Annotated in this window: 24 protein-coding genes; 8 read left to right on the forward strand and 16 right to left on the reverse strand. The window is 60.1% G+C overall.

Translation table 11 applies throughout. The annotated features are described in order from the left end of the window. Positions 1-8: 8 nt before the first annotated feature. The 12 genes from QCD60_RS10720 to QCD60_RS10775 form a co-directional block, all read right to left on the reverse strand. On the reverse strand, positions 9-860 hold the full coding sequence (locus tag QCD60_RS10720; protein ID WP_279785062.1) for a type II secretion system F family protein: 852 nt from the start codon (positions 858-860) through the stop codon (positions 9-11). After that, the gene (locus tag QCD60_RS10725) at positions 857-2,146 is read right to left on the reverse strand and encodes a CpaF family protein (protein ID WP_279785065.1); all 1,290 of its coding nucleotides are present in this window, start codon (positions 2,144-2,146) and stop codon (positions 857-859) included. The genes QCD60_RS10720 and QCD60_RS10725 overlap by 4 nt, the downstream gene beginning before the upstream one ends. Before the next feature lie 21 nt (positions 2,147-2,167). Then, entirely contained in the window at positions 2,168-3,265 is a 1,098-nt protein-coding gene (locus QCD60_RS10730; RefSeq protein WP_279785067.1) for a hypothetical protein, read from the reverse strand. After that, positions 3,262-3,780 (reverse strand): hypothetical protein, encoded by a 519-nt coding sequence (locus QCD60_RS10735; protein ID WP_279787911.1) that lies wholly within the window; start codon positions 3,778-3,780, stop codon positions 3,262-3,264. Before QCD60_RS10735 ends, QCD60_RS10730 begins: the two co-directional genes overlap by 4 nt. 1 nt (position 3,781) lies before the next feature. Beyond that, positions 3,782-4,537 carry a pilus assembly protein N-terminal domain-containing protein gene (locus tag QCD60_RS10740; protein ID WP_279785069.1) on the reverse strand — a complete coding sequence of 252 codons (756 nt, stop codon included), beginning with the start codon at positions 4,535-4,537 and terminating at the stop codon, positions 3,782-3,784. A gap of 71 nt (positions 4,538-4,608) precedes the next feature. After that, a complete protein-coding gene (gene cpaB, locus QCD60_RS10745) occupies positions 4,609-5,487 on the reverse strand; it encodes a Flp pilus assembly protein CpaB (RefSeq protein WP_279785071.1) in 879 nt (292 codons plus the stop codon). Between the two features lie 35 nt (positions 5,488-5,522). After that, positions 5,523-6,005 carry a TadE/TadG family type IV pilus assembly protein gene (locus tag QCD60_RS10750; RefSeq protein ID WP_279785073.1) on the reverse strand — a complete coding sequence of 161 codons (483 nt, stop codon included), beginning with the start codon at positions 6,003-6,005 and terminating at the stop codon, positions 5,523-5,525. After that, positions 5,995-6,426: a prepilin peptidase gene (locus tag QCD60_RS10755; RefSeq protein ID WP_279785075.1), complete on the reverse strand. Its 432-nt coding sequence runs from the start codon at positions 6,424-6,426 to the stop codon at positions 5,995-5,997. Before QCD60_RS10755 ends, QCD60_RS10750 begins: the two co-directional genes overlap by 11 nt. 30 nt (positions 6,427-6,456) lie before the next feature. Beyond that, complete coding sequence (locus QCD60_RS10760; RefSeq protein ID WP_279785077.1) at positions 6,457-6,666, reverse strand: Flp family type IVb pilin; 210 nt, start codon at positions 6,664-6,666, stop codon at positions 6,457-6,459. A 178-nt stretch (positions 6,667-6,844) separates the two neighbouring features. Continuing rightward, on the reverse strand, positions 6,845-7,933 hold the full coding sequence (locus QCD60_RS10765; RefSeq protein ID WP_279785079.1) for a sensor domain-containing diguanylate cyclase: 1,089 nt from the start codon (positions 7,931-7,933) through the stop codon (positions 6,845-6,847). A 186-nt stretch (positions 7,934-8,119) separates the two neighbouring features. Continuing rightward, positions 8,120-8,872 (reverse strand): fructosamine kinase family protein, encoded by a 753-nt coding sequence (locus tag QCD60_RS10770; RefSeq protein WP_279785081.1) that lies wholly within the window; start codon positions 8,870-8,872, stop codon positions 8,120-8,122. Between the two features lie 44 nt (positions 8,873-8,916). Next, the gene (locus QCD60_RS10775) at positions 8,917-10,161 is read right to left on the reverse strand and encodes an MFS transporter (RefSeq protein WP_279785083.1); all 1,245 of its coding nucleotides are present in this window, start codon (positions 10,159-10,161) and stop codon (positions 8,917-8,919) included. A 287-nt stretch (positions 10,162-10,448) separates the two neighbouring features. Between QCD60_RS10775 and QCD60_RS10780 the strand changes: the two genes are divergently transcribed. Both QCD60_RS10780 and QCD60_RS10785 read left to right on the forward strand, forming a co-directional pair. Next, positions 10,449-11,795 (forward strand): hypothetical protein, encoded by a 1,347-nt coding sequence (locus QCD60_RS10780; protein WP_279785085.1) that lies wholly within the window; start codon positions 10,449-10,451, stop codon positions 11,793-11,795. 77 nt (positions 11,796-11,872) lie between these two features. Beyond that, positions 11,873-12,589, forward strand: coding sequence for a hypothetical protein (locus tag QCD60_RS10785; protein WP_279785087.1), 717 nt, complete (start codon positions 11,873-11,875; stop codon positions 12,587-12,589). Positions 12,590-12,678: 89 nt separating this feature from the next. Here QCD60_RS10785 and QCD60_RS10790 read toward each other — a convergent pair whose 3' ends face one another. Next, positions 12,679-13,029 carry a carbon storage regulator gene (locus QCD60_RS10790; RefSeq protein ID WP_279785089.1) on the reverse strand — a complete coding sequence of 117 codons (351 nt, stop codon included), beginning with the start codon at positions 13,027-13,029 and terminating at the stop codon, positions 12,679-12,681. 172 nt (positions 13,030-13,201) lie between these two features. After that, positions 13,202-13,414 carry a hypothetical protein gene (locus QCD60_RS10795; protein ID WP_279785091.1) on the reverse strand — a complete coding sequence of 71 codons (213 nt, stop codon included), beginning with the start codon at positions 13,412-13,414 and terminating at the stop codon, positions 13,202-13,204. 351 nt (positions 13,415-13,765) lie between these two features. Between QCD60_RS10795 and QCD60_RS10800 the strand changes: the two genes are divergently transcribed. Beyond that, the gene (locus tag QCD60_RS10800) at positions 13,766-14,818 is read left to right on the forward strand and encodes a TRAP transporter large permease subunit (RefSeq protein ID WP_279785093.1); all 1,053 of its coding nucleotides are present in this window, start codon (positions 13,766-13,768) and stop codon (positions 14,816-14,818) included. 28 nt (positions 14,819-14,846) lie between these two features. Continuing rightward, positions 14,847-16,079, forward strand: coding sequence for an amidohydrolase family protein (locus tag QCD60_RS10805; protein ID WP_279785095.1), 1,233 nt, complete (start codon positions 14,847-14,849; stop codon positions 16,077-16,079). A 147-nt stretch (positions 16,080-16,226) separates the two neighbouring features. On the opposite strand, the gene QCD60_RS10810 is transcribed toward QCD60_RS10805, so the two are convergent. Continuing rightward, positions 16,227-17,246 carry a LacI family DNA-binding transcriptional regulator gene (locus tag QCD60_RS10810; RefSeq protein WP_279785097.1) on the reverse strand — a complete coding sequence of 340 codons (1,020 nt, stop codon included), beginning with the start codon at positions 17,244-17,246 and terminating at the stop codon, positions 16,227-16,229. A 184-nt stretch (positions 17,247-17,430) separates the two neighbouring features. Beyond that, the gene (locus QCD60_RS10815) at positions 17,431-17,589 is read right to left on the reverse strand and encodes a hypothetical protein (protein ID WP_279785099.1); all 159 of its coding nucleotides are present in this window, start codon (positions 17,587-17,589) and stop codon (positions 17,431-17,433) included. A gap of 216 nt (positions 17,590-17,805) precedes the next feature. Here QCD60_RS10815 and QCD60_RS10820 point away from each other — a divergent pair, with 216 nt between their 5' ends. The 4 genes from QCD60_RS10820 (at position 17,806) to QCD60_RS10835 (ending at position 21,747) form a co-directional block, all read left to right on the forward strand. Continuing rightward, on the forward strand, positions 17,806-18,756 hold the full coding sequence (locus tag QCD60_RS10820; protein ID WP_279785102.1) for a sugar ABC transporter substrate-binding protein: 951 nt from the start codon (positions 17,806-17,808) through the stop codon (positions 18,754-18,756). Between the two features lie 131 nt (positions 18,757-18,887). Further along, a complete protein-coding gene (locus tag QCD60_RS10825) occupies positions 18,888-20,012 on the forward strand; it encodes an ABC transporter permease (RefSeq protein WP_279785104.1) in 1,125 nt (374 codons plus the stop codon). A gap of 1 nt (position 20,013) precedes the next feature. Further along, positions 20,014-20,802, forward strand: a complete 789-nt coding sequence (locus QCD60_RS10830) for an ATP-binding cassette domain-containing protein (protein ID WP_279785106.1) — start codon at positions 20,014-20,016, stop codon at positions 20,800-20,802. Between the two features lie 123 nt (positions 20,803-20,925). Next, positions 20,926-21,747 (forward strand): TIM barrel protein, encoded by an 822-nt coding sequence (locus QCD60_RS10835; RefSeq protein WP_279785108.1) that lies wholly within the window; start codon positions 20,926-20,928, stop codon positions 21,745-21,747. Positions 21,748-21,756 lie beyond the last annotated feature (9 nt).

Raw genomic sequence — 21,756 nt, forward strand, 5'->3', positions numbered from 1 at the left:
TCCTGCTCTCAGATCGAACGCAGCATGCGCCACAGAATGAAAGAGCCCAGCGCCTGCAGACCGAGCCCGCCCAGCAGCGCCAGCCGCCCGCCAGGGTCATCCCACATCACCATCAGATAGCGGTGATTGGCCACCAGCATGTACAGCCCCATCAGTACCGGCACGATGCCCAGCACAATGGCCGTCACCCGGGTTTCACCGGTCAGGGCCCACAGTTCGCGGTGTGCCCGTTCACGCTGATGCAGCAGCTTGACCAGATGCTCCAGCGCCGAGGTGACACTGCCGCCGTACTGATAATGAATCCGCAGGATGGATGCCAGCAGATACAACTCCTTCACCCCGGTGATACGCCCTTCATGGTCAAGGCTGTCAGACAGCTCATCGCCCAGCTGCGAACGCAGCATCGCTCGCTGCAGCACTTCCTGAAGGGGCATGCGGGTTTCTGCCACCGCCCGCTCAACCCCCTTGGCGACCGACATGCCCACCACCACCCGGCGGCTGACCTGACCGATAAAGCCCGGCAATTGTTGCAACAGCTGACGCCGCTGCCGTTCACGACGTACCTGCGCCAGCATCAGTACCGCAATAATGATGGCCAGCAGCAGGCCGGTGGCCGCAGGCCAGCCCTGACGGTGCAGCACCAGCCCGACGCCGGTCAGGCTGGCCAGAATCAGCAGGATAAACAGCGGTACCGAGCCCGGCAGCCCCACCCGTAGCAGCCCTTCCTGCAGCCGTTGCTGTGACCAGCCCTGCTGGGGCCGGCTGCTGCGCACACTGGCGGCCGCTGGTTGCTGACGCCGGGCGGCCAGCAGTAACAGCAGCGCCCCGGCCAGCATCAGCGCCGCCGCCAGCAGCATCATGAGGCATCCCTCTGTGGCTGATCTTTCAGCCTGCCCAGCAGCTTTGCCGAGGGCTTGTCCACTTCGCGGAACTGCAGCTGGAGCAGGTCATAGTGGAACAGCTCGGCGATGCGGATCATGCCATCGGCCACATCCAGCACCTCCACCACCTGAGTCACCACCCGCCTGCCGTCCGGCATGCGGCTGACAAAAACGATGATGTCGAGAGCAGAGGCGATGATCTGCTTGACCAGCAGCTCGGTGGCGGAAAAACCCGACAGCGCCACCATCAGCTCCAGACGCATCAGCGCGTCACGCGCCGAGTTGGCGTGCAGCGTACTCATGGAGCCCTGGTGGCCGGTGTTCATCGCCTGCAGCATATCGAGCACTTCGGCACCGCGACTTTCCCCCAGAATGATGCGGTCAGGGCGCATCCTCAGGGCATTCTTGACCAGATCACGGGCAGTCACTTCGCCCAGCCCTTCGGCGTTGGGCGGGCGGGTTTCCAGCCGCACCACATGGCCGTGCAGCAGCTGCAGCTCGGCGGCATCTTCAATGGTGACCACCCTTTCACTCTGGCCGATGTTCTGGCTGAGGATATTCAGCAGGGTGGTTTTGCCCGAGCCGGTGGAGCCGCTGATCAGCATGTTGCAGCGGCTGCGGGCGGCGCGGGCGAGAAACTCCTGCATGGCCATGCTGAGGCTGCCCTGCTTGACCAGATACTCGGCCGTCAGGGCTTCCTTACGGAACTTACGTACCGACAGGCAGGGGCCGTCGATGGCCAGCGGAGGGATGATGGCGTTGATACGGCTGCCGTCCGCCAGCCGCGCATCCACCATCGGGCTGGACTCGTCGATACGGCGGCCAAGGGGGGCAATCATGCGGCGAATGACCCGCAATACGTGCTGATCGTTGATGAAGCGCAGCGGAATCCGTTCCAGCTTGCCTTTGCGCTCCACATACACCTGCGAAGCACCGTTGATCAGGATGTCATCGATCTGATCATCCTCCAGCAGCGTCTGCAGCGGGCCGAAGCCGACGATCTCATCCAGCAGCTCATTCACCAGCCGGGCACTGTCGGCCCGCAGCGAGTCGATATTGTGCTCGTTGAGGTAGGTGTGAACGTACCCTTGCACATGGGGACGCATCTGGTGGCGGTCCATCTCGAACAACAGGTCATCTTCCTCCAGCCGGTCGATGATAAAGCGGTGCAGACTGGCCTTGAGGCTCAGCCGGTGATCATCTTCCATCAGATCCAGCTGACGGCTGGGCCAGCGCAGGGTGTCTTCAATCGGTGCGTTCTTCATGCGGCCTCCGAAGCCTCAGCGTCAGGCTGAACGAATGCTGAACTTACGCCACCAGCGCTCCACCTTGCGGGCATGCAGCATCAGCTCCAGTGCCTGCAGATAGCCCTGCAGCTCACCCTGCGGCGGCAGCAGGGTGCCGGCATTGATGGCAGTGAGGTAATGGGGTGACCAGGGCAAAATACCGCGCAGCGGCAGGGAGCTGTGCTGGCTAATGGTGTGCTGATCAGGCAGCACGTCCTTGTAACAGGGCGCCAGCACCAGCCCGACAGCCCCGGGGCGCACCCCCAGCTGCAGCAGGTATTCGCCCATTTCGATGGCCGCGGTGATACTCAGGTGCTTCTGATCGGCCAGCACCCAGTGCTGATCACAGCAGCGAGCCACCAGCCGCAGTAACGGCGACGGCTGCATACCGTTAAGGTTGACCACCAGATGGTCATAGCGGGTAGAGAGCGCCTGCAGGGTGCGGCTGACCTCCTCCGCCGTCACCTGTGCCAGGCTGCTGCCGGGGGGCAGACCAATGATGTCGACGTCGCTCAGACAGGTGCCGTCGCGGCGATCACGCTCCAGCTTGTCGATGCTGAGGTGACCACTGACCAGATCAGCGAAGTTGTTGTGCAGTGGCAGGTCGAGATACGCCGCGACGTCGGCCTGCGGCATGGCCAGATCCAGCACCAGCACCCGCGCCTGCTGCTGGCGTCGCAGGCTCCAGGCAGTACAGATCGACAGCAGCGCGGCATCGCTGTCATTACGTGAAGAAAACAGGCCGAGCATATGCGGCGGGTTATCGACCTGGGCAGAGGTCAGAAAATAGAGTTTGTCAGCCAGTTCCTTGCGATCAACAAGATGGACTTGGGGATGAGGCTCGCGATTATGCCAGGCACCTTCAGCCGTCTGATCAAGCACCACCACCGGCCGCGGCAGAAAGCCTTCCAGCAGCGCTTCCAGCTGGCGATCCGGCCAGTGCTGCGCCACCATGATCAGCACCCGTGCCGACGCCCAGTCAAAGCTGGCCTCCAGCTGCTCCAGCTCATGCAGCCACACCACCTGACTGCCGGCCGTCAGGCTCTGACGAATGGCCTCCTGCATCTCACCTGTCTCACTGTAGGCCAGCACTTTCATTGACTGCCTCCTTCGGAGAAGCCCATACCGGCAGGCATACCCACCGCGGCCTGACCCGGCTCAGCATTAAGAAACACCAGCTTGAAGAACGAGGGCTGGAACTGCCGGTAGATTTCCCCCGGTAAGGCTGGCAGGGGCGCATCGCGGGCGATGGGTCTGACCAGATGGGGTGTCACCACCATCAGCAGTTCCTTGTCATTACTCTGGAACTGGGTCGAGCGGAAGAAAGCACCGATGACCGGCAGATCGCCCAGCAGGGGCAACCGCGCGGCGTTTTTCAGGGTCGTCCGGCTGACCAGACCGCTGATGATAAAGCTCTCGCCATCGCCCAGCTGTACCGTGGTATCGGTACGCCGCACCGTCAGGGCGGGCACGGACACGCCGGAGCTTTGCAGGCCGTCGATAAAGTTCAGCTCACTGACCTCCGGCGCCACCTTGAGCAGGATGCGACTGTCGGCCATCACGGTCGGTGTCAGGCTCAGGCGCACACCGAACTGCTTGAAGTCGACACTGATATCACCGTTGCTGTTGCTTTTCGGATAGGGGAACTCCCCCCCCGGCGAGAAAGAACGCCTGCTGACCCGACAGGGTCACCAGACTGGGTTCGGCCAGGGTGTAGGCATAGCCGTTACTGCTGAGGGCGCTGATGGTGGCCAGCAGACCGCGGCTGGCATCCCCGGCGACGATATTGAAGGCACTGCTGTCTGACAGAAAGCCGGAGCTGCTCTGCAGGGTAAAGCCGCCGCTGTCATTGGTCTGCACCCCGGTCAGCGCACCGCTGCCAATAGCCAGTGTGGTGTTGCCGGTATTCTTGCCGAAGAAGAAACCGGCTGAGTGCAGCGCCTCTTTACTGATCTCCACTACGCGGATATCGGTCTGCACCTGCACATTGTCGTGGGCGACGCCGGTCGGAAATACCCTGAGGCTGAAGACTGTCGGGGTCTGGCTGCCGCGCTGCCATAACTGCAGCGTGGTGCTGCCCACCGCCTTGCCGGTCAGCAGTGCCTGCTCCCGGGACAGCAGCTGCACGCCCACCAGATGGGGGTCGCCCACTGCCAGCCGGATCACACCGCCGGGCAGGTCGAAAGCCTGCTGGCCGCCGACCGCGACACTGAGCTCCTGCTGTGCCCAGCTCCAGGGCGCCAGCAGTGTCAGGCAGGCGCTCAGCAGCCACAGCACCACTGCCCGCAGGCTCAGACGGCTTGCGCGCGACCGTTGAGAATAAGTGACGTCAGTCAGGCCAACATCGGCTAACACAGAGCTATCCAACACAAAGTGCATCCTTCTGTGACACCCCTCCATGGGGCTATTGCCGGTAACGCAGATCGATGTGCAGCGGCCTGCTAAGGTCGCAGCATGACCTTCTCCTCCCCCAGCAACACTTCCAGCCCCGCAGGCTGGCTGCTGACTTTTGTTTTAACGACGGGCACGGCTGCCGGTACGGGCGCAGCTACCGGCATGGGTTGTACTGCAGAGGCTGGCTGCCCGGCTTCACCGCTACCGAAACGGGCCAGGGTGACGGGGGGTTCCGTCAACTCACTGCTACCGCTGTGCTGTTCCCGCGGGCCAATCACTGCCAGTTGCAGCTCACCACTGCTGGCAGCCAGCAGCAGCTCGGCCACACTGGCCTGTGGCACGGCCAGTACCGCCGAGCGTTCACGGGTCTGGCGGCTTTTCTCGCCCGGACTGCCATCACGCGGGCTGGCCACCTGATCGCCATAAGCCAGTACCGTCAGCCCGGTAAACAGCCGCCGCGCTGACGTGATCTCTCCGCTTTCCTTGTTGGCCCGCAGGTAAAACAGCACATCGACCCGGTCCCCGGCCTGCACATGCCCACCCACCGCGGTCACTTCATCCACCTTGATGGCCACCGCACGAAAGCCCGGCTCCAGACCATCCAGCATGGGCCGCTCGGCCGCCAGCAGACTGTTCTGCAGGCGTTGCCCCTCCTTCACCGCGGTGGCCAGCACCCGCCCGAGCACCGCTTTGGCGTCCGCCACATCGTCTACTTCACGTTCATCGACCTGCTGCTCGTTGAGCATATCCAGCTGCAGCAGGCTGCCCGCCGGCACGTCGTCGCTAAACCGCCAGATGGTCAGGGTCGGTGCCTGAATCTGCGGCGGCGGAGCCTTCTTGTCACCCAGCGTCAGGCTGTAGAACCCCAGCGCCAGCGCCAGGGCAAACAGCAGAGCCGCAATCAGGGTCAGGGTTCGTCCTTGCATCGGTTCCGTTCACCTTCGGGGTTCATCTGCGCCGGTTACAGACTCAGATTAGCGGTGATATTCAGCTGGGCCGGCACCGGCAGCACCAGCGGCGGCACAAAGGGAAAGTCGGCATAGTTGTAGACCAGTGACAGCACACAGCAGCCGCCACTGCTGTCTTCACTGGCGGTGATCGTCAGGGCATCATCCAGCGACTGGCCGAACAGTGTGCCGAGACTGCCGGCGTCGCTGCCCTGCGCAACGTTGCCGATCACCGCACGGGTCTCGTTCAGCACTTCCTGCCGCACCTCATCACTGCTGCAACTGGCAGCACTGAACAGACACTCTTCATCGACGTAGTCGATACTGCGGCGCAAGCCTTCCTCGGCGGCGTACTGCATCAGCTGGGCGGCGGTAAAGATCAGGCCATAGTTGGTGATGGCGTAAAAAATCATGAAGAACAGCGGAAACACCAGCACGAACTCGATACCGGCACTGCCCCGCTGTCGGCGCCCGGCCAGTGGCTGACTAACGCCCATAGCTCCCCCCCAGCCACACCAGCAGCCCCGCCAGGGTCAGATAAGGCGCCAGCGGCAACGGCCGCTGCACCAGCCAGCGGCTGCTGCAGGCCAGCAGCAGGAACCCCGCCACCATCACCAGCAGCAGCTGTGGCAGGGAGAACACCCAGCACAGCACCCACAGCAGTTTCACATCCCCCGCGCCCAGTTGCCCCAGCGCCATGCCGGGTAGCGTCAGCGCCGCCACCAGCAGCAACGCCAGCAGGATGTCTGTCAGCTCAGCCGCGGCACCGCCCAGCAGCTGACCGTGTCGGTACAGGTACAACAGGGCACAGGCCAGTAACGCCAGCAGGGCCAGATTGGAGATGCGCTGCCTGCGCATATCCTGCCAGCCGATCCACAGCATCAGCAGCACACTGAGCAGGGGCAGGGGCAGGGCCATGGCTGCCGCTCCAGAAAGAGTCGTGTGGGATCAGGTCACCGCATCGCCACCGAGGGCGGTAATGATGGTATTGAAGATGGTTTTGACGCTGTCGCTGACCCCGGGTACGAACAGCGCCACCACCGCCGCCACCATGGCAGCAATCAGCGCATATTCGATACCACTGGCCCCCTTCTCTTCATACAAAAGACGGCTCAGAAACAGCCGGGACTGATGATTAACTCGACGTACAAGGTTCATGACTGTTACCTCCAGGGTTCAGATAAAACCTAACCCGCAGATAGGACTTCCTGACGCTATCGCCGATAAATTTAAGTTAGGACAGGCTAAAAAAACTGTCCATGTAATGGGTAAAATTGGCGTGATTGGCACTATTAACGCTTATGGCAGGACGGACGTGCTCACTCAGAGCAGGGGGTTAAGCGCCCGCCTGCGCCTCAACGGCAACCTCTGCACGATAGCGGCGGAACTGGTTTTTACCGCCTTTTTTAGCCTGATACATGGCCACGTCGGCGGCCTTGAGCAGCGCCTCCAGTTCATCAGCATCGTCCGGGCTGGTGGCGATGCCGACACTGGCCGATACCCGGCATTCGATTTCACCAAACTGGAAAGGCTGTGACAGGGTCTCGATCAGCTTGCCGGCAATGGTTTCCAGTACGGTGATTTCGTCCTGCCGCAAGTGGGCTATCCACACCACAAACTCATCGCCTCCCAGCCGGTAGACATGATCGCTCTGGCGCAATACCTGCCGCATGCGCCCGGCAGCGCCCTTTAACAGCAGGTCGCCAATGTCATGGCCAAGGGTATCGTTGATTTTTTTGAAGCCATCCAGATCGATAAAAAATACCCCCTGCAGCAGCCCCTGCTGACGGGCCTGCTGCAAACCGGCATGCAGCTGCATGCGCAGCGCGCGGGAGTTGGGCAGGCCGGTCAGGGCATCCTGATAAGCCTCACGATAGATCTGCTGACGAGTGGTGTGCTCTTCGGTGATATCCACCTGGGTACCGAGCAGACGATGGCGGCGACCGGTATGTATCCACTGACAGGTCGCATGCAGGTGGCGCATGCTGCCATCGTCATCACGAATGATGGAGAACGTCAGCTCACTGCGACCGCTGCTGACACCGGACTGGAACAGCGCCTTCATGCGCTGCCAGTCATCGGGCAGAATCCAGGCCCGCAGCGCGTCGATACTCAGTTTGCGCTCCGGCGGCACGCCGTAGAGACGGAACATCACCGGGTTCCACAGCAGCTGGTCGGTTTCCTTTTCCCATTCCCAGACCCCCACGCCTGCCACTGAGGTCGCCAGCGACAGACGCCGGTTGGCCAGCAGCAGTTCGCGGTTGGTACGCTCGATATAACGCTGATGGCGGGCGACAAACACCAGCAGGATCAGTACCGCGGCCGCCAGCAGGAGCAGCACCAGCCCGGCCAGCCAGACCGGAATGCCGAGCTGACCAAACAGCAGCGCCAGCACGCCGTTGACCTTTTCAACCAGGGTTGCCATGGCCCTCTCTCCTGCCCGTTCGCCCATTCATAAAGGAATAGTTGCTGATTGCCACTCATGCAACCGGCGTTCGTGCAATCCGCCTGTGCGTTTTAACCACTCGCGGATCGTGCGGGCGATGCACTGATAGCGCTTTTTGGCCGCTGACTGTGCGTAACAGCCTGCCCCCGCGCGGCGGCCCGTCATCTATAAGCGTGCCAGTGCGTCCAGCCCCTGCTCACAGCCCGCCAGATAAGACGGGCCAAACAGATTGAAGTGATTGAGGTAGTGGTAAAGGTTGTACAGCGGCCGCTTGAGGTCATAGACCGCTGAACGGGGGAACACCGCATCGTAGGCCTGATAGAACCCGGCAGCGAAGCCACCGAACAGCTCTGTCATGGCCAGATCGACCTCCCGGTCGGCGTAGTGCACCGCCGGATCAATCAGCCATACCTGCCCGTCGCCGAACAGCACATTGCCTGACCACAAATCACCGTGGACCAGACTGGGCTGCTGACAGTGCTGATTGAGGAAGTCGGTCAGACGCTGCTGATAATGCTGCAGCTCACCGTCAAAACGGCGCCGGATGGCCTGATCTTCGATCCGCGCGATCTGTCGCTGCAGGCGCCGCTCGACAAAGAACCGCCCCCAGTCCTGATACCAGCCATTGGCCTGCGGCGCGAGGCCGATGTAATTGTCATAACCCAGACCATAACGCGGCATCGGCAGCTGATGCAGACGGGCCAGCCCCTGTCCCAGCTGCGCCATCAGGGCTCCCTGCGGCGGCGCCTGCTCGATCAGCTGCAGCTCCATCCGTACTTCGCTGACGGCGTAGACTTCCGGTATCTGCAGCAGCCCATTGCCGGAGGCCTGCAGGGTGTCACGCAGCAGCGCCAGCCCCTGCGCCTCACAGATCAGCGCCTTGCTGCCGCGACGGCGGTGTTTGACGAAATGTGGCATCGGCTGCTCCTTCGCCCGCGTGATCAGCTCAGAGTCTCACCGGGTTATGACAGGTTACGGTCACCTGCAGGCGGCAGTTGTCGCTCAGCGGCAAGCAGCTGCTGACGCAGGGCGTTGACCTTCGCCGGCCCCACCCATAACCCCAGTAGCAGCGTGGCCAGCAGGGCACAGCTGCCTGACCAGCAAAAGGCCACCACCGGCGAGATACCTTCATACAGCCAGCCGAACACAACGGAGGCAGGCAACAGCAAGGCACCGGCAGTCAGGTTAAACCAGCCAAACGCCGTACCCCGGCGCCCCGCGGGAGCAATGTCGGCCACCAGTGCCTTTTCCACCCCTTCGGTTGCGGCGACAAACACCCCGTAAAAGCCAAACAGGGCAAACATCACCACACCGTCATGACTGATCATGCCCATCCCCAGATAGAACAGCGCATAGGCCAGATAGCCCGCCATCAGCATCCTCACCCGCCCAACCCGGTCAGACAGCGCCGACAGCGGCGTCGACAGCAGCGTCGCCACCAGTGATACCGCCGCCCACAGCAGCGGAATCTCGGCTGGCTCTACCCCCATTTCTCCGGCCCGCAGCAGCAGAAACATGTTGGATGAATTGCCCAGGGTAAACAGGGCCATCACCAGCAGATAGCGGCGAAAGACCGGTGGCATGTCCGCCAGCCGCCAGTCAAAGCGCTGTTCGCGGCTGGGTGCTTTCACAGGCTCAGGCTCACGGATCATCAGTGCCAGTAGCAGACACAGCAGTGAAGGCAGGGCCGACCACAGAAAAATCTCCTGCAGCGGCATCTGCATGCCCAGCAGCAGCGCCGCAATCAGCGGCCCGATCACTGAACCTGCGTTATCCATGGCGCGATGCAGGCCATACACCAGCCCGTGCTGATCGGCACTGACACTGGCGGCCAGCAGGGCATCACGAGGAGACGTGCGCAGCCCCTTGCCCACCCGGTCGGTGAAGCGGATCAGCAGCAGCCACGGCCAGCTGCTGACAAAGGCAATCAGGGGCCGGCCGAGACTGGCCGGGCCGTAACCCAGCACGATCCAGATCTTGCTGCGCCGGGTACGGTCGACGATCACTCCGGAGAACAGTTTAAGCAGGCTGGCCGTGGCCTCGGCGATACCTTCGATCAGCCCCAGCACCCGGGGGCCGGACATCAGCACAGTGGCCAGATACAGCGGCATCAGCGGATACAGCATTTCACTGGCACTGTCGTTGACCAGGCTGATCAGGCCAATCAGCCAGACGGTGCGCGGTAATCCTGCCAGAGCATTGAACATGGCATCTCCTCAGACAACGGCAACAGGTATGCAGGGAGTATAGGCAGGAATAACACAGGACAGCGGCTTCCGCAGCAGATGCCAGAACTGCACGAGAGACTGGATAAAAGAACGAAGGTACTTTCTTTGCGCTGGAGGAGCTGAACATGGCGATGGGATCAACAGTGATCCACGCTACTCTCTGACCACTGTCAGGGGCCATTTCTGAACACGCCCCCCGTGTTGATCATTAACTGATCGCCTCGCTATACTCCCGGCCTTCTCTTAATCGCATAAGGATGCGCGATATGGCCAACTTGCCACCCCTGCCAGACTGGTGCTTCCGGTGCAAAGGTCTTCAGTTTGGCGGTGATGCCACGACTTATTTTGTGACCACACCGCTATCCGCTCCCTTTCACATCACGGGGCAAGTCAGTAGCCGAGACCTTGAATTCGCCCTGATGAACATGAACTCCGCCGCCTGCTTTTGGGCAATGCCTGAAGGGCGAAGTGGTTACGTCAGTCGGAATGCAGGCCACTACATACTGGACTTCGCCCGGTGGAATCTGTCCTCTGCACACACCTATGCCAATGCCTTAGAGGCCTTGCATGACCTGCGGGTGTATCAGATCAACCTGCCTTACCCCAAGGTTGGCCGGGGCTACGCGGCCATTTCACGCAATGCACTCCATGCTGCCAGCAAAAATGTCACCTATGTCGGCCCCGATGGGACAGGGCGCGTGATGATCCCCAGTGGCACCGCACTGGCGCCCAGCACCTTTGCTGCCGCCTCCCCCTCCTTTACCCCAGACCAGCTTGACCAACAGCAGGACGGCTTCTACAAAGCGGGTATCCGGCAGATGGTCGATGCCAACCTGCCCGACAGCCTTGCTGACTACATCAACAGCATGGACGTTTTGCAGTATGACGACCCGATGGAAGCGCTGGGCGCTGAGCGTTATCAAACGTTATTGCAGGAGATGCAACAACATGCCCTGAGCACGACCGAAGGCATGGCAGCAGGAGCCATGGCCTCCCTGCTGGGAATCCGTCGCGGCAGCAGTGGCATTGCGGACGATCTGGCCAGAAAGTACGGCAAAGAGACCGCCGAGGCGCTGCTAAAAGACATCGACAACGCCATGACCAACAGCCGCAGCCTGTCTGAAGCACTGGGCAAGCTGGGCATGGAGCAAGGCCGCCGCCTGCTGGGGCTCAAGCCCGATCCGCGCTACGTAGACCGTTACCATGGGCCTGATGGTATGAGCCGCGACGCGAATGGCAATCTGGTCGAGGAAGAAGCCAAGGGGACTGCGGGTAAAAGCACGGCAGTAGCGTCGAATAACGAAGGTGACAAACAAGGATCCGCTGAAAAGAACGCAAGGCGGGGCAGGCAGGTCAGCAGAAAGAGTCCCAAAATAAATCAGCCCTCCAATCGTCAGGGTGGGCCGTATAGCAGTGATGAAATTGATCTCTGGAGAGAGATTGCCAATTTGGATGGTAAAAAACGGCATATCTCCTATCACACTGATACCGAGACCGGCCAAACCACCGTCTACGAGCGGGATCATCGTGGCAACATCACCGACACACTGGAAGACTTTGTAATACAGGGCTTCAATGAGGCCAAGGATATTATTGGAGGCTTGTTTAAATGAGTAAAAAACCTACAACAGAAAGAATAAATGAATGGCTGAAGATTACCTTGGAAGGGATCGAGCGGCGTCAAACGTTAATGAATTCTGATTTTGATGTGAAAAATAACATCACCAAAGACACCCGCTACCGTGGTTCAGCCATGGACTATGAGTCTCTGGCGCTGTGCTACACCCTGCAAGGCGACTGGGGCAAGGCCAAGGCTACCTTTATTCAGGCCAACCAGTTTGGTCAACGACCATTTCATATGGCCTATAACGAACAGGATCCAGAATACGGAGGAGCCTCTGTAACGGACGGCATTCAGGAGTCTAATGCCATCAAAGCCACTGAGTTTGCGTTGGCGGCGGGTGATCTGGCTCTGGCCAAACAGGCGGCTGGGTTATACCGGGTTCCAGCCGATAACCATAAGATGCCAGCCCCTATTCACCGCTATATCTTTGCTCTGCAAGCTTTCCTTGATGGGGACAAAGACCGTGCTCAGATGCTGCTACAGATATCGCTGGACGAGTTTTTGAAGAAGCCCAGTAAAGGGCAGAACTACAAGGTCAACTACCATACGCTGAGTCTGGCTTTACTGGGGGTCGTGCTGCACGATCAGCCAGCCTTTAACAAAGGGCTGGAGGCGCAGTTGCAGTTCTATACCAAAGCCGCTAAAGGCGAAATTCACGATACCGAAGAAGAGTTTGTTTGCCTGCATGCACTGGCCCTGACCAATCTGGCCATTTTTTACGGGCTGAAGCAGGAGATACATCATCCACTGATTCCACAGGGGTTGGTTGTATCATTGCAATAACCGCGCCCCTGATAGCCATTTCGACTCTTCAAAATGGCTATCATTTTTACCAGTGAATTCAGACTTTCCTACGGAATAGGAAATAGCTTCTATTTCTGCCTTCCCTTTCGTTTATTTGCATATTCTTTTTTTCGTATCGTGATACTTTCTGGCGCATCAACTAACAGACTGACCTGGCCATTCTGACTTCTGGTTGGGGTCAGTGTGATTCTGTTTTCATGCTGATCACAAATAATGATGCTTTCCCCCCACCTGCGTCCCAAAGCCAGATACCCATATTCCTGATTATCTCCTTCATGCTCATCCATATCGGGTTGTTGCTGCTGAACATATCGACGTACTGGCCGGTCACATTCAGCCAAACTTTTCTGGAAAGTCCGAGTAGATTTAATCGTTTGTAAAAGCCGGGCAGATATCCGTTTTTTATTTGTACTTTTCATCCTTGCCTCCCAATTTCAGTGGCTATTTTTATTCTGTTTGACTCAGCACTATTCCCTGCCGGACAGCCAGTTATTCCTTGTATTCGAGCCCCCATGCCGCCAGCTCTGATCAATACTCGTCCTTTTAAAACAATGGTGAACGGTGCCCCTTTCATCAAGAGGCACCATCAACTCAGTTGGGGATCAGTACAGAAATCTGTCTGACGTTGCTTCGCAACTCGTGACAAAGAAACATCAGCAAGTGGTAACTGCCCTGCTGATTGACGGAACCATCCTGCAGCCCCAGATGTATGCCGTGAATGGCAGTCTCCAGTGCATCAAGGTACTGATGCAGCTTGTCAGTGGGGTGAGGGGTTTCAGCAAGCGGATAAGACGGATTAGTCATGGGATGCTCCTTTAACGATTAAGGCTTCACCCCTTTGACGCCAATCAACTGGGGGTGAACCGAACAAGGTTGGCGTTACCGGCAGAGCAAACCCCGGCGCATCCGAAGATGCCCCTGCTCGGCCCACCATAACGGTCTTTTTACAGACATGCGGGCACGAACCTCGAAGGTAGTGACCTTCGGGTTGCTCTGGACGGGACGCCAATCCCGGTGTTGGATCGCCAACACGGCGTGAAGAATAGTCAGGCCATCACTGGCCTGTCAATTTTCACAAACAGGGGACATGCTGCCAGCCAGACGTTCTTTCCGGCTGCACGAATCACTGCGGTTTACCCTGCGTGAACAGCGCCGATGTTCCTGCTGATGGGTTATCTCTGCACCAGTACCAACATGACGCAGGGGCTGTTCACCGCCATGCGCCTGTTTCTGGCCAGGCTGCCCGGCGGGCTGGCCGTGTCCAGCGTGATGGCCCGTATTGCCGTACCGGAAATGCTCAAGCACAACTACAACCGTGGTCTGGCGACCGGCACCATTGCCGCTTCCGGCACCCTGGGCTCGCTGATTCCCCCCAGTGTGCTGCTGGTGTTGTACGGGGTGTATGCTAAGGTCTCGGTCGGCCAGCTGTTCATGGCCGGGTTCCTGCCCGGCATCATGTCGGCCCTGCTCTACATCCTGATGATCATGGTCCGGGTCAAGCGTAACCCCGCACTGGCGGGTAACGATCAGAGCCGCGCCACAACACAGGAAAAACTCGATGCGCTGAAAGAAATCTGGCCACTGCCCCTGCTGATCGGCGCCGTACTGGGCGGCATCTTTACCGGCATTTTCTCCCCCACCGAAGCCGGTGCGGTCGGCACCTGTATCGCCGCCCTGATCGCCATCGCCCGTCGCGCGCTGACCACTGCCGCCATCAAGGATGCGCTGATCAATACCGCGGTCAGCACCGCCAGCATCTTTATCATCCTCATCGGCTCGCTGTTCTTCACCCGCTTTCTGGCCCTGAGTGGCGTGCCCACCGCGTTCTCCAACCTGATTCTCAGCGTCAGCACTGACACCTGGTGGATTCTGGTGGCGGTGTCACTGATCTATCTGGTGCTGGGCATGTTCATCGACTCCATCGGCCTGATGCTGCTGACCCTGCCGCTGATCCTGCCGCTGGTACAGGGCGCAGACCTCAATCTGGTGTGGTTCGGCATCATCGTGGTCAAGCTGCTGGAAGTCGGTCTGGTCACCCCGCCCATCGGGCTCAATGTTTATGTGATCAAGGGCGCACTCGGTAACGCGGTGTCCCTGCCGGAAGTCTTCCGTGGCGTCAGCTGGTTCATCCTGATGGATATCATCGCCCTGCTGCTGATCATTTTTATCCCGGCACTGTCGCTCTATCTGCCTTCACGCATGCACTGACAGCGCTTACAGGTCAACGAGGTACACCATGCACGATATTCTTTTCATCAACGCCAACGTCATCGATACCCGCCGTGGCGAAGTGCTGGCCGATCAGCAGGTGCTGATCCGTGATGGCCGCATTGCACAGGTCGCCAGCACCGCCATCACCAGCGAAGGCGCAGAAGTCATCGATGTGAAGGGCCGTTATCTGATGCCCGGTCTGTGTGACTCCCATGTCCATGTCACCGCCATCACCGCCAACTTCGCCCTGCTGGGCAACATGTCGCCGTTCTACGTGACCGCCAAGACCGGGCCGATGCTCAACAATATGCTGATGCGCGGCTTCACCACCGTGCGCGACGCCGGTGGCGCCGACTACGGACTGGCTCAGGCGGTGGCTGAAGACTCGCTGCTCGGCCCGCGTATTCTGTACTGCGGCAAGGCGCTGTCACAGACCGGTGGTCATGCCGATATGCGCGGCCCGGGGCAGCAAACCTTTGAAGGCTGCTTCTGCTGTGCCGGTCTGGGCCGGGTCTGTGACGGCGTGGCGGAAGTCCGTCGCGCCTGCCGTGATGAAATCCGCAAAGGCGCGACTCAGATCAAGATCATGGCCTCCGGCGGTGTCTCTTCGCCGACCGACCGTATCGACAGCACCCAGTTCTCGCTGGAAGAAATCGACGCCATCGTCGAAGAAGCGACAGCTGCCAATATCCACACCATGGCCCACGCCTATACCGCACGCGCCATCAACCGCCTGCTACCCCGTGGCGTCAAAACCATCGAGCATGGCAACCTGCTGGATGAGGAAAGCTGCCGGCTGTTTGTGCAGCACAATGCCTACCTGACCCCGACTCTGGTGGTGTATGACGCACTGGCCAAAGAGGGCGTGGAAGCCGGGCTGCCAAAGGAGCTGCAGATGAAGGTGTACGACGTGCTGGAAGCCGGTGGCCGGGCACTGGAAATGGCGCAGCGTCATGGCGTGAAGATGCTGTACGGCTCTGACCTGCTGGGTCAGATGGAACGCCATCAGCTGCAGGAGTTCAACCTGCGCGCCGATGTGGTGCCCGCTGCCGAACTGATCCGCGCTGCCACCTGCCATGCCGCTGACGCCTTTGGCTACAGCGGTGACTTTGGCGAAATCATCGAACAGGGCCGCGCTGATCTGCTGGTACTGGAGCACAACCCGCTGGACGACATCGGGGTACTGACCCGGCCCGACAGCGAGCTGTCACTGATCATGAAAGCCGGGCGTATCTATAAGCGCACTCTGGCCGACTGATGGTTTACGCTGCTCACCCGGCCAACAGCGGGTGGGCGGCACTTTTCACACCACGTATGCAGAGCACGCATACGTTCTCTGCATATCGACACCACCTCGGCCTGCCCCTGATCAACAGCAGACTCTGATCAACAGCAAATAATGTCCCTAGCGTTTCAGGTGGGAGCTACGGATCACCAGCTCACCTTTGGCCAGAAAACGGCCCGCCTGAGGTTCGGCCTGTTCCAGCTGGCGAATGGCTTCGGCGGTCAGCTGTTCAAACGGCTGGCGATAGGTGGTGAGGTTGTAACTGGGCGAGCTGCCCAGCTCCGTGCCGTCGAAGCCGACCACCGCAATGCGCCCTTCACAGCCGGCGGCCCGCAGGGCATCCAGTGCGCCCAGCGCGAGGTTGTCGTTTTCGCAGAACAGCGCATCCAGCCACTGCCCTTCATCGGTCACCTGCAGGTATGCGGTCATGGTTTCATAGCCGCGCTGGCGCAGATAGGAACCGGCTTCCAGCACCTGCTCCACCTGCAACCCCGCCTGTGCCAGACGATGGGAGAAGCCGTTGATACGTTCCAGCTGAGTCGAGCCGCTGGGAGGCCCGGCCATGTACCCCATGCGCTGATAACCCTGTTGCAGCAGCACCCCGGCCAGCTGCTCGCCGCCGTCAAAGTCATCGGTGTTGACCACCTGAATACCGGGCAGGGTACTGTTGCGATAGAGCACGATCAGGGGGATATGGCGAATATCCTGAATCAGGTGCAACAGCTCATCCGGTAGCGATGTACCGAGGAAAATGACGCCATCGACCTGAAACTGGTCAGCCAGCAACAACGCCGGCTTGTAATTGAGCTGCGCGTTGATATTCAGCAGCATGGTGCTGTAGCCCTTGCGCTGCAGCTGCCGTGATACCTCATCCAGCACCTCCAGCACGTTGGGGTTGGTGAACTCATCCATCACCACCCCGACGATGTTGGTGCGCTTCTTCGACAGGCTGCGGGCCAGCAGATTGGGCCGGTAACCGAGTTCCTCCGCCGCCTGCTTTACTCGCTGCAGGCTGTCCGGTGAGATCGATGCCCCCTCCACAAAGGCGCGGGACACCGTCCATTTGGAGACGCCAGCACGCGCCGCCACATCACTGGCAGTCACTTTGCGCTGAACTTCCCGGGGCATTTTACTGGTCATGGTTCGCCACTGTTGACGTTGTCCGATTTGGCAGCTAAGTTTAGTTGCAATCGGGTGCAAAGGCACCTTTTTTAAGGATCGCTCTTGCACCCGGGTGCAAACCTGATTTACCCGGTTGGCGGCATGCACGAGCAGCCTGTTGCCATTCCCGCCTGATGCTTACCAGTCCAGGGTAGTACCCGTATCAGGCATGGGTTTGCAGTCTGTCACTCTTGCCCGGCCACCTCAGGCCGGGCATTTTTTTGCCTGAACGCCGCCCCCGGTGATCGTCTTCCCCTGCCTTTCCAGCCGCGTCGTCGCTCAGGTTGCAGGCGGTAACAGGCAGCCCGGTGGGTCGCAACATTTCTCTCTCCGTATCCTGTTGACAACATATTGCACCCGGGTGCAATATCAATCTCGCTTTGCACCCGGGTGCACTCAGAGCGTGTTCACGATCTGAGCAGGCAGGAAAGGACGAGCAGCGCTTTCACACTCCGCTGGAAAGCCCGCCATTCAGGCCTGTGCAACCAAATAATAAAAACAAACCGAGGCCACCGAGCCTCACCGAAGGAGAAGCAATATGAAAGGTGTTTTCCAAACCCTCGCTCTGGCGACCGCCTGTCTCAGCGCGGCACTACTCAGCCCGATGAGCGCTCAGGCGGCCAGCGAACCGACCATCATTGTCGTGACCCATGGTCAGGCCTCCGACCCCTTCTGGTCGATCGTCAAGAACGGTGTGACTCAGGCTGGCAAGGACTATCAGGTCAAGGTCGATTACCGCGCCCCGGAAACCTTCGACATGGTGGCCATGGGCCAGCTGATCGAAGCCGCCGTTAACCAGCATCCGGCCGGTCTGGTGGTGTCTGACCCGGATCCCGAAGCTCTTGGCCCGGCGATCAGGAAAGCCATTGCCGCCGGTATTCCGGTCATTTCCATCAACTCCGGCCTGAACGCGGCCGCCTCACTGGGTATCAAACTGCATGTGGGTCAGGAAGAGCTGACTGCCGGCCGTGCCGTGGGCGAAGCACTGAAACAGCAGGGTGCCAGGAACGCGATTTGCGTCAACCAGGAGGTCGGTAACGTCGCGCTGGATCAACGCTGTGAAGGCGTCAGTGCAGGCTTTGGCAGTGCGGTGAAAGTGCTGCCCACCACCACTGACCCGGCCGAAGTGGAAGCCAAGATCCGCGCTACCCTGAGCGCCGACCCCAGTATTGATGCCGTCGTCGGCCTGAGCGCACCGCTGGTAGGTGAGCCTGCCGTGGCAGCGGTGCAGGCACTGGGTCTGAATGGCAAGGTCAGGGTGGCCAGCTTCGATCTGTCAGCCAACTTCCTCAAGGACATCGTTGCTGGCAAGGCTGAGTTTGCCGTGGATCAGCAGCCCTTCCTGCAGGGTTATCTGCCGGTCAGCTTTCTGGCGCTGAATGCCCGTTACGGCACCCTGCCCGCCGGTAATGTGCCCTCCGGCCCCAGTCTGGTAACCAAAGCCAATGCGGCACAGGTGATTGAGCTGTCGGCTAAGGGCATCCGCTAACCACGCTCCGCGTAAATCTGTTGAGCTGAACCCCATCGCCGTCGCCTGATGCTGAATTTGCACCCGAGTGCAAACAGCACAGGGGGCGGTTACTCCCCCGCACCACGACGGAGAGTAGAGGAATGCAACCCATGTCTCTTTCCAGCAAAACCGCCACCGCCAGCAGTGCGTCAGCGGATGAACGACTGAAGAAAGTGTCACTGCTGACAGCGCTGGTGCGCCGTCCTGAACTCGGCGCCATGGCCGGGCTGCTGCTGGTGATCCTGTTCTTCCTGATATTTGCCAACCCGACCATGTTTACCCTGGCCGGCTTCATGAACTTTATGGCACCTGCGGCCCAGCTGGGTATTCTCGCCATCGGTGCCTCGCTGCTGATGATTGGTGGCGAGTTCGATCTGTCCCTCGGTTCGATGATCGCCTTTGCCGGGCTGATTTTCGGTACCGCCCTGACCGTCCTGCATCTGCCCCTCAGTCTGGCGCTGCTGCTGACTTTCGGCTGCGCGCTGGCATTCGGCACCGTCAATGCCCAGATCGTGCTGCGCACCGGTCTGCCGTCCTTCATCGTTACCCTGGCATTCCTCTTTATCCTGCGCGGTCTGACGCTGGTTGGGCTGAAATGGGCCAGCGGTGGCGCGACCCAGCTGCGTGGCATTCGTGAAGCGGCCGGTGACAGCCCGCTGCTGACGCTGTTCTCCGGAGATGCCTTTGAAGGGCTGTTCAAATGGGCCGCCGAGCACGGCTGGATCGCGACCTTCCCCAACGGTACGCCGACCGTCACCGGTGTCCCGGTAGAAATCCTCTGGTTCATCGCCATTGCCGCTGTCGCCACCTGGGTCCTGCTGCGCACCCAGTTTGGTAACTGGATCTTCGCCGCCGGCGGTGATGCCCGCGCCGCACGCAACTCCGGGGTGCCGGTTGACCGGGTCAAAACCATCCTGTTCATCACCATGGCGGTCTGCGCCACGCTGGTGGCCGTGCTGACGGTGCTGGATGTCGGCTCCACCGATGCCCGTCGCGGCTTCCAGAAAGAGTTTGAGGCCATCATTGCCGCAGTGATCGGCGGTTGCCTGCTCACCGGCGGCTACGGTTCAGCCATCGGTGCCTTCTTCGGCGCCATCATCTTCGGCATGGTGCTGATCGGTCTGACCTACACCAACATCGACCAGGACTGGTATCTGGTGTTCCTCGGCGGAATGCTGCTGCTCGCGGTGGTATTCAACAATGTGATCCGCAAACGTGTGACGGGAGAGCGCTGAGATGAGCCAACACAACACCCCGCTGGTGGAAGCCCGCAACCTGATCAAGCATTTCGGCCACGTCATCGCCCTGAATGGTATCTCGATGAAGGTGCATGCCGGTGAAGTGCTGTGCCTGCTGGGCGACAACGGCGCCGGTAAATCGACCCTGATCAAAACCCTGTCCGGGGTCCACAGCCCCACCTCTGGCGAGCTGCTGGTGGACGGTCAGGCGATGCAGTTCAGCAGCCCGAGGGATGCGCTGGATGCCGGTATTGCGACGGTCTATCAGGATCTGGCGATGATCCCGCTGATGTCGATCACACGGAACTTCTTTATGGGCCGGGAGCCGCTGAAAAACTTCTTCGGCCTCAAATTCCTCGACATGCCGGCAGCCAATGCCATCACCCACGATGAGATGCAGAAGATCGGCATCGATATTCGTGACCCGGAGCAGGCGGTCGGCACCCTTTCCGGCGGCGAACGCCAGTGTGTGGCCATTGCCCGTGCGGTCTATTTCGGCGCCAAGGTGCTGATTCTCGATGAGCCCACCTCGGCCCTTGGCGTGGCCCAAACCTCGATGGTGCTGAAGTACATCAATCAGGTCCGCGACAAGGGCCTTGGGGTGATCTTCATTACCCACAACGTGCGCCACGCCTATGCCGTCGGTAACAGCTTCACCGTGCTCAACCGCGGCCGCACTCTCGGCACCTACAGCAAGAGCGAGATCACGACCGACGAGCTGCAGAACCTGATGGCCGGCGGTAAAGAGCTGCAGGATCTGGCCAGCGAACTGGGCGGCACCATTTAAACGTACCCGAACCGAACCACTCCCTAACCGAACAATCACCTGACCGGGCAACCCCAGGCAGCGCAGCTAACCCCTGCCGCCAATGCCCCACTTGTAACGATGACCTGAGTGCTGGAGACCACCATGGGCAGCCAATCACCAACTGTGACACAACCTTTTACCCTGGCCGTCTGTGCCGAAATGATCTTCCGTGACCTGCCGGTGCTGGAGCGGGTCAAGCGTATCCATGAACTGGGCTTTCAGGTGGAAATCTGGGACTGGACCCAGCATGACATCAAAGCACTGGCTGCCAGCGGTGCCACCTTCTCCTCGATGACCGGCTACATCACCGGTACGCTGGCTGATGACGCCGGGGCCGACGAGCTGCTGCGCACGGCAGCGCTGTCGATTCCGGTAGCGAAGGAGCTGGGCATCCCCCGCCTCAACCTGCACGGCACCGGTCTGGATAACCGTGGCCTGCCGGTGCAGCCTGCCAGCGTGGTCACCGGTGCCATGTGGCTGAAAGCCGCCGATACCCTCAACCGGCTGGCCGATCTGGGTGAACAGCACGACGTCACCTTTGTGCTGGAAAACCTCAACACCGAAGTCGATCACCCCGGTGTGCCCTTTGCCAAAGCGCAGGAGGTACTGGAGCTGGTGGCGGCGGTCAACCGCCCCGGCATGAAGATCATGCTCGACCTCTATCACGCCCAGATTGGCGAGGGCAACCTGATCGAACTGCTGCGCCGCAGTGCGCCGCATATCGGCGAAATTCAGGTAGCCGATGTACCCGGCCGCTGTGAGCCCGGCACCGGTGAAATCAACTATCCCGCCATTGCCCGGGCGCTCTATCTGCAGGGCTACCGCGGCAATATCGGTCTGGAAGGCTGGGCCTCCGGCGATGCCGTCGCTGCGCTGGAGCGCTTCCGTGCCGCCTTCACCCTGCCCGACTCTCTGCTGGTGTAATTTCGGAGT

The sequence above is a fragment of the Pokkaliibacter sp. MBI-7 genome (assembly GCF_029846635.1).
GTDB lineage: Bacteria > Pseudomonadota > Gammaproteobacteria > Pseudomonadales > Balneatricaceae > Pokkaliibacter.

Excerpts from the sequence above, each read along its gene's own strand:
- QCD60_RS10750 (WP_279785073.1), bottom strand. The coding sequence starts at position 6,005 with ATGGGCGTTAGTCAGCCACTGGCCGGGCGCCGACAGCGGGGCAGTGCC.
- QCD60_RS10780 (WP_279785085.1), top strand. The coding sequence starts at position 10,449 with ATGGCCAACTTGCCACCCCTGCCAGACTGGTGCTTCCGGTGCAAAGGT.
- QCD60_RS10770 (WP_279785081.1), bottom strand. The coding sequence starts at position 8,872 with ATGCCACATTTCGTCAAACACCGCCGTCGCGGCAGCAAGGCGCTGATC.
- QCD60_RS10730 (WP_279785067.1), bottom strand. The coding sequence starts at position 3,265 with ATGAAAGTGCTGGCCTACAGTGAGACAGGTGAGATGCAGGAGGCCATT.
- QCD60_RS10720 (WP_279785062.1), bottom strand. The coding sequence starts at position 860 with ATGATGCTGCTGGCGGCGGCGCTGATGCTGGCCGGGGCGCTGCTGTTA.
- QCD60_RS10820 (WP_279785102.1), top strand. The coding sequence starts at position 17,806 with ATGAAAGGTGTTTTCCAAACCCTCGCTCTGGCGACCGCCTGTCTCAGC.
- QCD60_RS10795 (WP_279785091.1), bottom strand. The coding sequence starts at position 13,414 with ATGACTAATCCGTCTTATCCGCTTGCTGAAACCCCTCACCCCACTGAC.
- QCD60_RS10805 (WP_279785095.1), top strand. The coding sequence starts at position 14,847 with ATGCACGATATTCTTTTCATCAACGCCAACGTCATCGATACCCGCCGT.
- QCD60_RS10760 (WP_279785077.1), bottom strand. The coding sequence starts at position 6,666 with ATGAACCTTGTACGTCGAGTTAATCATCAGTCCCGGCTGTTTCTGAGC.
- QCD60_RS10765 (WP_279785079.1), bottom strand. The coding sequence starts at position 7,933 with ATGGCAACCCTGGTTGAAAAGGTCAACGGCGTGCTGGCGCTGCTGTTT.
- QCD60_RS10810 (WP_279785097.1), bottom strand. The coding sequence starts at position 17,246 with ATGACCAGTAAAATGCCCCGGGAAGTTCAGCGCAAAGTGACTGCCAGT.
- QCD60_RS10815 (WP_279785099.1), bottom strand. The coding sequence starts at position 17,589 with ATGTTGCGACCCACCGGGCTGCCTGTTACCGCCTGCAACCTGAGCGAC.
- QCD60_RS10725 (WP_279785065.1), bottom strand. The coding sequence starts at position 2,146 with ATGAAGAACGCACCGATTGAAGACACCCTGCGCTGGCCCAGCCGTCAG.
- QCD60_RS10790 (WP_279785089.1), bottom strand. The coding sequence starts at position 13,029 with ATGAAAAGTACAAATAAAAAACGGATATCTGCCCGGCTTTTACAAACG.
- QCD60_RS10785 (WP_279785087.1), top strand. The coding sequence starts at position 11,873 with ATGAATTCTGATTTTGATGTGAAAAATAACATCACCAAAGACACCCGC.
- cpaB (WP_279785071.1), bottom strand. The coding sequence starts at position 5,487 with ATGCAAGGACGAACCCTGACCCTGATTGCGGCTCTGCTGTTTGCCCTG.
- QCD60_RS10775 (WP_279785083.1), bottom strand. The coding sequence starts at position 10,161 with ATGTTCAATGCTCTGGCAGGATTACCGCGCACCGTCTGGCTGATTGGC.
- QCD60_RS10830 (WP_279785106.1), top strand. The coding sequence starts at position 20,014 with ATGAGCCAACACAACACCCCGCTGGTGGAAGCCCGCAACCTGATCAAG.
- QCD60_RS10835 (WP_279785108.1), top strand. The coding sequence starts at position 20,926 with ATGGGCAGCCAATCACCAACTGTGACACAACCTTTTACCCTGGCCGTC.
- QCD60_RS10800 (WP_279785093.1), top strand. The coding sequence starts at position 13,766 with ATGTTCCTGCTGATGGGTTATCTCTGCACCAGTACCAACATGACGCAG.
- QCD60_RS10755 (WP_279785075.1), bottom strand. The coding sequence starts at position 6,426 with ATGGCCCTGCCCCTGCCCCTGCTCAGTGTGCTGCTGATGCTGTGGATC.
- QCD60_RS10825 (WP_279785104.1), top strand. The coding sequence starts at position 18,888 with ATGTCTCTTTCCAGCAAAACCGCCACCGCCAGCAGTGCGTCAGCGGAT.